Raw genomic sequence first — 8,939 nt, forward strand, 5'->3', positions numbered from 1 at the left:
CTTTGTTGGTCCGCGAGGAATGCGAACCCGTTCGCAGGGGAAGAAAGTCGCGTCCGGCCGTTGCGGGAGGACGATCGAGGCGAAGCCGACCCCGGTCGGACATGCCCCATCGAGCCCGCAGGTGGGTCGGCCGGTTGCCGAACGGGAAAGGTCCGATCCTGGCCTTGACCATCGCTTCACCTCTCGTGGATAATTGACGATCCCAGTGAGCGGACACCTCTTCTCCTGTCGTCAGGACGTGGGGACCGGGCAGGACGGGTCTCTGCCGAAGGAGAGCTCACCGCCTTCCTCGACCAAGTCGGTACGCGGGGTGTCACGCCGCCTTCCGCGTGTCGTCGGTCCTTGCCTGCGGCTGGAGACCATGCAGATGGGTCGCAGCGCGCTGTTGCTGCCGGTTTTCGGATCACAGGGCGCAGCGCACTGCTCGCCGGCGGATCATGCTCGTCGCCGCGGCCCTTTGGGCGGAAGCCCTTCATCGACGCCCATGCCTCGATCAGGGTTCCGTCGACCGAGAAGCGTTCTGTCGAGAGAGGCCGCTTCACGCGTGGCTGACCGAGGATGGCGTCCAAGAGCGTGACGGCAACGTCTCCGTCGAGCAGACCATCGCGGTTCTTCGAGAAGATCGGCACATCCCAGACGCCATCGTCGATGCCGAGCCCGACGAACCAGCGGAATGATGGGTCGAAATCGAGCCGCTCGACCAGAAGCGGTTCCGAGCGGATCGCGTAGAACGACGGCAACAGCATGGCCCGGAGCAACTGCTCGGGTGGGATCGAGGGCCGGCCGATCCGGGAATAGAGCCCGGCGAAGTCGGCATCGAACGTCGACAGCACCTCGTTCACGATCGCGCGGATCGCTCGCAACGGGTGCGCCGACGGGATCCGGCTCTCAAGATCGACGTAGTTGGACAGCGATCCCGCTCCTTCGTCCGCACCGCGCATCATGCCACTCCGTCCTCTCAAGAAGACGGGCTCATGCCAACGCGCTGTTGGGAAGCGACATTTTTTTCATCACCCTGCGAGCCTGATCCAAGTTCAAGGAAGACTTAAAACCGCCACGTTGCGCCTAAAATCGGTCCGCTCAGGCGCGTATCGTAGACATGGCCGCCGCGATCATAGTCAACATCGAGAGCCTTGTAGCCTGCCGACACGGAGAGGCGATCGGTAACGATGTAATTAACTGTGGTGAACGCGGACCAAGTGAAATCGGAACCTGCGCCAAAGCCGCCGATATCTGCCTGCGCCTGGAGAGATAGCTTTTCCGTAACGGGAAGGAAAGCGCGCAGCCCCACCACCGGGTCTGCCCAGCTGAAGCTTTCGCCATGGGAGGCAGAACGGTTGCCGATGGCAGGGTGGCTCGCGGTGACGGTCACGTCATTCGAGATGTGCCAGAAGCGAATCCCGCCGAGCGCATCGAACGTGAATTGCGGCGTGTCGATGAGACGATAGCCACCTTGCAAGGTCGCCATGAACTGTTTCGTGTCGACCTTGGCGTCGACGCTCGCGCCCGGCGGTATTACGATGCCGAGGCTGGGAATTTGCATCGCCGAGAGCGGACCGGAACCATGGCCGTCCGAGGTGTCGACATACATCACGTCGCCCGAGAAGACGAAGCGATCATAGCGGCCCCATATGTTGACGAAGCCACCGAAGTTGAGATCGTCCATGACATCAGAGAATGATTTCTCGACGCCGATCGTCGGTGCACGCCGGAATGGCGATATATCACCTTTGAGTCCTGCAGCCCACATATAGGGCGTGATCTGCAAGGCCCAGGTCGGACTCGCATCCATGACCCGCGCCGGCTCTTTCGATTCGCCAGGAATCGCGTCGGAAGCGTATGCAGCCTGTTGACCACACAGGGACAGGGCAACGACGACAGCAAATCGATTCAAGGCTCTCTCCATCTTCAGGCCGAAAGCGTGTTCTTGTGAATGCGCCCATCCTTCATGATGAGCTTCATCGTCCGGTCCGGGTCGGCGATCAACGAGATGTCCTCGAGCGGGTTGCCGTCGACCAGGAGAATATCAGCATAGGCACCCGCCTCGATGCGTCCGAGCTTTGCCGGATAGGGATTGCGCGGTCCAGAGAGACCGGCAAGCTCGGCATTGCCGCTGGTCAGGAGCCGCAGTACGTCCGCGTTGTCATACCATCTGGCGAATTTTGCGAGCTGCTTGCCCTGCGTCGCGGTGCCTTTCGGGTTGAACAATATGTCGGTGCCGAGTGCGATGCGGACCCCGTGCTTGCGCCCCAGTTCGATCGCCCGGACCGTGCCTTCGGCAATCTGCTGCTGCTGCGCCCGCTGTTCCGGCGACGGATAGATGTTGGCGTCCTCGTCGGCAAGGAAGGGCTGGATGCTCCACCAAGCACCGGCTTCCGCCATGCGCTTGACTGTCTCGTCGTCGGCAAGCTGGCCATGCTCGATCGATTTCACGCCACTGGCGAGCGCCCGCCGGACAGCCGCGGAGGTGTAAGCGTGAATGCACACATATGTGCCCCAATCCGCCGCTGCGGCGACCGCCGCCTTCATCTCGGGTTCGGTATACTGAAGTGCGTCGATCGGATCGTAGGCGGAGGCGACGCCGCCGCTGCCCATGATCTTGATCTGGCTGGCGCCGAGCATGAGTTGCTCGCGCACGCGGCGCAGCACCTCGGCTTCGCCGTCGGCGATCGCCGAGATGCCAGCCTGCTCGGCCACGCTGAGATCGCTTTGCGGCGTGCGCGGCAAATCAGTACGCAGACGAAAATCACCATGCCCCGACGTCTGAGAGATCATGGCGCCGGACGGGTAGATGCGCGGCCCCGCGATGCGCCCCTCGTCGATGGCGCGTTTCAAAGCAAATGACGGGCCGCCGACATCCCGGACCGTTGTGAAGCCGCGCAGCACCGTGCGCTCGGCTTCTTGCGCAGCGACGAGATGGACATAAGGAATATCCGCGGTCATGGCCACGAGCTGCGAGATGCCGGCAAGGATCGAATGCCAGTGCGCGTCGATCATGCCCGGCATCAGCGTGCGCCCGCCACAGTCGATCACGTCGACATCGGCGACTGTGTCCGCGGAAGCAGTCAGAGCCTTGATGAAGTTGCCTTCAATCAGCACGCCCCGGCCTTCGACGAGCTTGCCGTTCATGCCGTCGAAAATATTCGCATTCCTGAGAAGGATCGGCTTTGTCGCATTTTGGGCGAAGACAGGGCTGACGAACCCGAGAGCAGGAGCGGCGAGGCTGGCTGCGATTCCATTCAGGACCGAACGTCGCGACAGCCCTGTGTCGAGACGTTCGAGCAGTTTTCGCGCCTGTGGGCTATGACAGGCGCAGCCCCGGCCGTGGGTCAAGTGTTGGTATTTCGGACCAAGTTGGAACAACAAGATTCGTCCCCTCTCACGCTTGCATCCATTTTATGCCAATCGGGCGAAGATCAATCAACTCACCAAGATGACCGGCCTCCGAAAAAGCGGCCGGCCGAACAGGCTGCTGAAAAGGCCGCTTTCCAACAGCGTGTCGACGTGCTTTCGCCGTCTCATGAGTGACTGTCTTCGTTTTCAAGCGCTTTGCCATGGGCGCTCGTCCCGGAGGTTGGTGGTGAGGATGACAGGGAGACGGCTGGCGACGGCGAGAAGAGCGACCTTCTTCGGCTTGCCGACATGGTGCAGACATTCGTGGACGCTCTTCAGGACGGTGTTTTACCGGATCGCAACGAGCGCTGCCATAAAGGACGGTCGATCGACCGTCGCCACCGAAACATTGTCCCTTCGATGTTCCCGATTGCCGCATGAACGGGGCGAGCCCGGCAAGTGCGGTTACCTTCATGCGATAGAGGGTGCCCAGGGAAGTTCAGCGAACAACGAGTGCGAAACATCGGCCTGACGCCGGGCCCCGATGAGAGAAGATCCTCGACCTCATGCCAAACGGGCGGACTTCGCAGGGCGTCATCTGCGTCGTGGTCGAGATCTGCGAGCTCCGCCTTGCACTCGCAGATCCGCCGTTCGATCGAGCGGCGTACCCTCGGCGGGGCCATGCGGCGTAAATGTTGTCCTCCCGAACCATCATCTCAATGATCTGGTGCCGACGGGCGACGAGACCTGCCTGCATCTGCGTCGCCTCATCGGACAGTGCACGAACCAGCTGCGCCGTCACTTCTCCGGTCGTACCGAGCGGATGGCTGCGGCCGAATGATCACCTTCGCAGCAGCCTCCCGCATATCGTCGATCTTCGCCTGCGGTTGGAGACCATGCAGATAGGTCACGGCGCGCTGTGCGTGCGCGGCAGCCGAGAAGATCGCCCGTCGGTCGTCGGCGAGCACCTTCAGCCACGAGTCGAGATAGGATGCATGATCGGGCCGCGGCTCCAGCTCCGGCGCGATCCCGAGGTCGGCGCAGAGAAAGCACGACCCGAGCTCGGCGATCAGCTCTTCCCTCGCCCTTTCGGTTCGATCCTTGCCGTAACGGGACAGGTCGCGAGCGACGCGGTGGGGAGCCGCCGTCCAATGGGTCAGCTCATGGCTCAGGGTCGCCGCGTGAGACGCAGCGTCCCGGAACGCCGCGAAGGGCGGCATCTGGATGTGGTCGGTCGACGGCGAATAGAACGCTCGATCGCCGCCGTGCCGGATCACCGCGCCGGTCTCGGTGAAGAAGCGATCGGCTCGTTCGATCCGCTCGACCGGGTCGACGATGGGCTCTGCACGGGGCTGGTAACGATCCGGCAGCCCCTCGATCTGCGCGACGTTGAAGACCGTGTAGGCCTTCAGAAACGGGATGTCGCGCTCGACCTCGCCGCCGCCCGCATCTCTCTCGGTCTTCGTGAAGCGGCTGGCGAAGACCACCATCGTACCGGTCTCGCCCTTGCGGACGGCGGCTCCGAGCTGGATCGCCTGTTTGAAGGTCATCCAGAACGGCGAGGTGTAACCGCGCGCCGTCGCCTCCGACCAGAGCAGCAGCACGTTCATGCCCGAATAGGGCTCGCCATTGTGGCGCAGAGGCCGCGTCACCCGGCCAACAGCATTCCCGGCGCTCCAGGGCCGCATCCACGGCCGGACGCCCGTCTCGAGGTCGGCGACGATCTTCTCGGTAATGCGGGTGTAGATGTCGACGCGCGATCCTTCGGTCTTCCCGGTCATTCTCCGACCCTCCGCTTCGGAGGTCGCGCCGATCGCGACCCCGTCACGGCGGTCCAGAGGCCGGGGATCGAAGGGCGCCGCATCCGAAGGACCGGAACGAAGAGAAGGACGGCGCAGCCGTTGCGGCGATCCCCGGCCCCGGCAAGACCGCGGCCGGGACGGGATCGCGTCGGCATTCGTTCGTTCCTCTGCCTTTCCCCCATGAGAAAAGGCCGGCTCCGAACTGGAACCGGCCCTCAGAAACAATGGAGGAGCGATCGCGACCGTCAGCCACCACGGGGAAGGAGGTCGAGGCGAAATGCCCACGGCACGGGGTCAGGCGTCCGCTCGTTTCCTATTGGCGGCATAGGCCTCGCTCAGCCGATCGAGGAAGCCGAACAGCTTTTCGTTCATCTCGCCGTAGTCGTTCGCGCGCAGCGCCTCCGGCTGCTGCACGAAGCGACGGCCGATCATAGCCGCCAGTTCCGCTTCGGACGCCGCGATCAGCAATTCGACGATTTCGGGCGTGAACTCCATGTGGCACTGGAAGCCGTAGACGAGATCGCCGTATTCGACGATCTGGCGAGGACAGCCCTCGCTCGTGGCGAGGATCACGGCGGTGTCGGTCAGCCCCGGCATGTCGTTGTGCCAATGACCGACTTCGAGATGCGCTCCGAAGCCGGCGAACATGGGGTTCGACAGCCCTTCCGCAGTCAATGCGATCGGGAACTTGCCGATCTCTTTCTCGGGGCTGTGGTCATGAGGAGCCCCCAGCGCCTCGCCGATGAGCTGCGAGCCGAGGCAAACGCCGATCACCGCCCTGCCGGCGGCGATGGCCTCGGCGATCAGCGCCTTCTCGGCTGCCGCGTCGAAATGCGGGCATTCTTCCTTCGTCGTGGCCGGCGACTGGGGGCCGCCCATCACGACGAGCAGATCGATGTCGTCGACCGACCGCGGCAGCGCCTCTCCAGCATGGACCCGCGAGTAGGACGCGACATGCCCGCGCGTGCGGACCCAGACCTCATAGGCGCCCGGAGCCTCGAAGGCTTCGTGGATGACGAAATGGACGTTCATGCCGCTTCTCCGTTCATGCAGGCCATGGCACCGATCTCACGGCACAGTCTCGAGATCGGTCTGGCGGAACTCGTCGGCCGTCGCCAGGATCGGCACGCGGTAGTATTTGGCGCAGGCGTAGTGCAGACAGTCGCCGAGATTGAGACCATGCCGGCCGGAACGCCAGCGATGCGCCGCCGCCAGCGCGAGGGTCGTCGCGCGCTTCGCCGGCGGTAAGTCGCGGATCTCGATGCCGCGCTCGTCGAGAAACTCCATGACCAGCGGTTCCAGCGCTTCGACGGAGAGACCGAACTTGTCGGGTCGGGCGAGGCCGAGAACGGCCTCGAGCACGGCGACCGGCGAGGTGATCCGCTTCGAGGCGCCGGCGATCGCCTGCGAGACGCGATCGGCCTCCGGCTCGTCCGACAGAAGCGCGATGATGGCGCAGGCGTCGACGAACATCAGTCTTCGTCCCACATGGTGTCGAACACTTCGCGCGGCAGAGGCTTGCGGGCCGCATCGTCGAGAGTGACGCCATGCTTCGCGCGCAGCCGCGCCGCGGTCTCGCGCGGCGTTTCCTGGTTGCGCCGTCGCTCGATCGCCTCTCTCATCGCGATGACGATCGCATCGGTGATGCCGACACCCGCCATCTCGGCGAACTTGCGCGTCAGCGCGTCGGCCTCGGGGTTGTTGACGTTGATGGGCACGGCGCCCTCCATGTAGATGAATTGTTCATGCGATGTAGATAGCACAATCTACATCAGCGTTCCACGTCAGGTCTCGACCTGACTTGAGAAAGGGCGGGGCCGCAGCCCCGCCCGAAGGGCTCAGCCGAAGGCCGCCATCTGCTGTGCGGCCGCCTTGCGATCGAGGCTCTGACCGGGTTGGTCGACCTGGCGCTCGAACGGCTTCCAGGTCTCGCCGACCACCTGCTCGTAGGCGGCGACGGCGCCCTCGGCGGCCATCCGCAGGGCATGAGCCTGAAGCCCCATGTCGGCGGCGAACTCGCGCTTGCGCTGGGCCGGCCCGTCGAAACCGACGGGTCCATCGACGTCCTCGTCACGGGCGTCGCAGGAGGCCTTGGCGGTCGCGTCGCGCGCTTCCGTGACCGCCCGGCTGTAGAACTGTCCGGCGCCATGAGCGGAGCCGACGAAGGCGCCGACGATGCGCTGCAGGTGGATCTGCATCGCCCGCTCGCCAAAACCTTCGCCGAGCACGTCCGCCGTCTCGGTGACGAGGCGGGTGTGGACCTCGCGGATGCCGTCGCCGTCGAGAACCGGCAGGCCGAAGCTCTCGGAGATGCGCGCCGCCTGGGCGGCGTCGGGACAGGCGAGACGAACCATTTCGAGGGTGGTGCCCTTGCGCAGCGGCACGACGCGGGCGGGGGCGCGGGAAACGGTGGCGGTCTTGGCCATGGTGGTGATCCTTTCTCGAGTTCGCCCTCGGGATCGGACCGGCCCCTGCCGGCCGTCCCTCGGGTGCGGTCGAAAAGAGCCGGCGCCAGCCGGACGCTTCAGGGTCCGCTCTCCGCCCGACGAGCGGAGCCGGTCTGCGGACGCGTGGGGCGCAACGCCCCGACGCAGGACGCGGGCCGGCTCTGCCGAGGAAGCGGGGAGCGGCCGCACCGCGGCGCGTCAGCGGCCTTGAAGCGGACGGCCGCCGGCTCAGACCGCACGCAAACCCGAGGGACCGACCGGCAGGACGAGACCCTCCTTCGAGCGATCGAGACAGGGGCACAGGACCGAGAGCCTCCACACTCTCCGGCGCTCACGACGCATCCCGCCGATGCTGCGACCGGTCACCGGTCGATCCGTCGGAGATCTCTGATCGCCTGCTCCTGCCGTGCGAGCTTGCGCGACAGCACCTCGATCTCACCGCGTCGCTCGAAGGCGAGGCGATCGGCATGCTCCCGAAACAACCGCTCGTCGACCGGCGTCCAGGTCGAACGACCACGTCCGTGGCAACGGGCCTTTCGCCGATCGGTGATCGTCCGGCTCTCCGCCCGGCGGGCGATCTGCCGCTCGATCAGTCCGAGATGCCGACGGGTCTCGCGACAGGCGGCTTCCATCCGGGCGAGAAGCAGCAACCGTTCGAGGGAGGTCATGGCCCCCTCCCCTCGGTGGAACGGCCGACGAAGCTCCCGACCCCGTCACGGGCGGTGTCACAACCCCCGTCACACGCCGCGTGACGAGCCGGATCGACGACGAAGCCGAACGGTCGCTCGACCTCGTATTCGGCCGCGAGTACCAGGAAGCGCCGCTCCTCGGCACGCGGATCACGACGCCCCCCGAGCGTGGCGACGACTTCGACCAAGGGCGCGTGGTGCGCCGAGCGGATCGCCGAGATCACCACCCAGTCGACCGCATGCGCTGCGGCGAAGGCGCGGCGGTCCTTCTCACAAGAGTCTCCCGGACCGAGAACCGCCTCGAAGATCGCTTCCCATGCATCCGGGAACCAGTCCTTCATCGTCGTCTCGGCACAGCGCCGTTCGAAGGCGGTGAAGAGGTCGGGAAAGGTGATCGCGACCGCCGCCCACCCGCAGTCCTCTTCGTACCAACCGCCCTCGGACCGCAGTGTCGGGTAGACCGCGGCGTTGCGCTCGGGCGAGAGATGGAAGCCACCGTGGCTCGCCGTCGCATATTCGACGATCCCCTCGGCGTAGGCCGTGGCACTCTGCGCCCCGCCCCACGGTGTGCTCGCCGAAGAACCCATCCCGACCCGGCCGAGCCGGCGCTTCTCGCGCTGGTGCTCGGCATTCTCCAGCACCTTCGCCTGGAACTCGGCTTCGTCGGC

Annotated in this window: 9 protein-coding genes and 1 pseudogene; all 10 read right to left on the reverse strand. The window is 65.1% G+C overall.

Annotation, left to right across the window (positions count from 1 at the left end):
- Positions 1–428: 428 nt before the first annotated feature.
- Positions 429–941 (reverse strand): annotated as a pseudogene (locus J3S89_RS22945) (transposase); the annotation flags it as partial.
- 104 nt (positions 942–1,045) lie between these two features.
- Positions 1,046–1,867 carry a porin family protein gene (locus tag J3S89_RS00115; protein ID WP_420801324.1) on the reverse strand — a complete coding sequence of 274 codons (822 nt, stop codon included), beginning with the start codon at positions 1,865–1,867 and terminating at the stop codon, positions 1,046–1,048.
- A gap of 41 nt (positions 1,868–1,908) precedes the next feature.
- On the reverse strand, positions 1,909–3,366 hold the full coding sequence (locus tag J3S89_RS00120) for a metal-dependent hydrolase family protein (RefSeq protein WP_338019794.1): 1,458 nt from the start codon (positions 3,364–3,366) through the stop codon (positions 1,909–1,911).
- A gap of 734 nt (positions 3,367–4,100) precedes the next feature.
- A complete protein-coding gene (locus J3S89_RS00125) occupies positions 4,101–5,114 on the reverse strand; it encodes an ArdC family protein (RefSeq protein WP_217925433.1) in 1,014 nt (337 codons plus the stop codon).
- A gap of 315 nt (positions 5,115–5,429) precedes the next feature.
- Positions 5,430–6,167: a type 1 glutamine amidotransferase gene (locus J3S89_RS00130; protein WP_217925434.1), complete on the reverse strand. Its 738-nt coding sequence runs from the start codon at positions 6,165–6,167 to the stop codon at positions 5,430–5,432.
- A 36-nt stretch (positions 6,168–6,203) separates the two neighbouring features.
- Positions 6,204–6,608 (reverse strand): type II toxin-antitoxin system VapC family toxin, encoded by a 405-nt coding sequence (locus J3S89_RS00135; RefSeq protein ID WP_217925435.1) that lies wholly within the window; start codon positions 6,606–6,608, stop codon positions 6,204–6,206.
- Positions 6,608–6,853 carry a type II toxin-antitoxin system VapB family antitoxin gene (locus J3S89_RS00140; RefSeq protein ID WP_217925436.1) on the reverse strand — a complete coding sequence of 82 codons (246 nt, stop codon included), beginning with the start codon at positions 6,851–6,853 and terminating at the stop codon, positions 6,608–6,610. The genes J3S89_RS00135 and J3S89_RS00140 overlap by 1 nt, the downstream gene beginning before the upstream one ends.
- Before the next feature lie 120 nt (positions 6,854–6,973).
- Entirely contained in the window at positions 6,974–7,561 is a 588-nt protein-coding gene (locus J3S89_RS00145; RefSeq protein WP_217925437.1) for a hypothetical protein, read from the reverse strand.
- Between the two features lie 383 nt (positions 7,562–7,944).
- Positions 7,945–8,250 carry a hypothetical protein gene (locus tag J3S89_RS00150; RefSeq protein WP_217925438.1) on the reverse strand — a complete coding sequence of 102 codons (306 nt, stop codon included), beginning with the start codon at positions 8,248–8,250 and terminating at the stop codon, positions 7,945–7,947.
- Positions 8,247–8,939: DUF7007 domain-containing protein (locus J3S89_RS00155; RefSeq protein ID WP_217925439.1), on the reverse strand; the 693-nt coding region annotated here is incomplete at its 5' end. The genes J3S89_RS00155 and J3S89_RS00150, both read right to left, overlap by 4 nt.

The organism is Pinisolibacter aquiterrae (assembly GCF_019160155.1).
Lineage (GTDB): Bacteria > Pseudomonadota > Alphaproteobacteria > Rhizobiales > Ancalomicrobiaceae > Pinisolibacter > Pinisolibacter aquiterrae.

Excerpts from the sequence above, each read along its gene's own strand:
- J3S89_RS00125 (WP_217925433.1), bottom strand. The coding sequence starts at position 5,114 with ATGACCGGGAAGACCGAAGGATCGCGCGTCGACATCTACACCCGCATT.
- J3S89_RS00145 (WP_217925437.1), bottom strand. The coding sequence starts at position 7,561 with ATGGCCAAGACCGCCACCGTTTCCCGCGCCCCCGCCCGCGTCGTGCCG.
- J3S89_RS00150 (WP_217925438.1), bottom strand. The coding sequence starts at position 8,250 with ATGACCTCCCTCGAACGGTTGCTGCTTCTCGCCCGGATGGAAGCCGCC.
- J3S89_RS00135 (WP_217925435.1), bottom strand. The coding sequence starts at position 6,608 with ATGTTCGTCGACGCCTGCGCCATCATCGCGCTTCTGTCGGACGAGCCG.
- J3S89_RS00130 (WP_217925434.1), bottom strand. The coding sequence starts at position 6,167 with ATGAACGTCCATTTCGTCATCCACGAAGCCTTCGAGGCTCCGGGCGCC.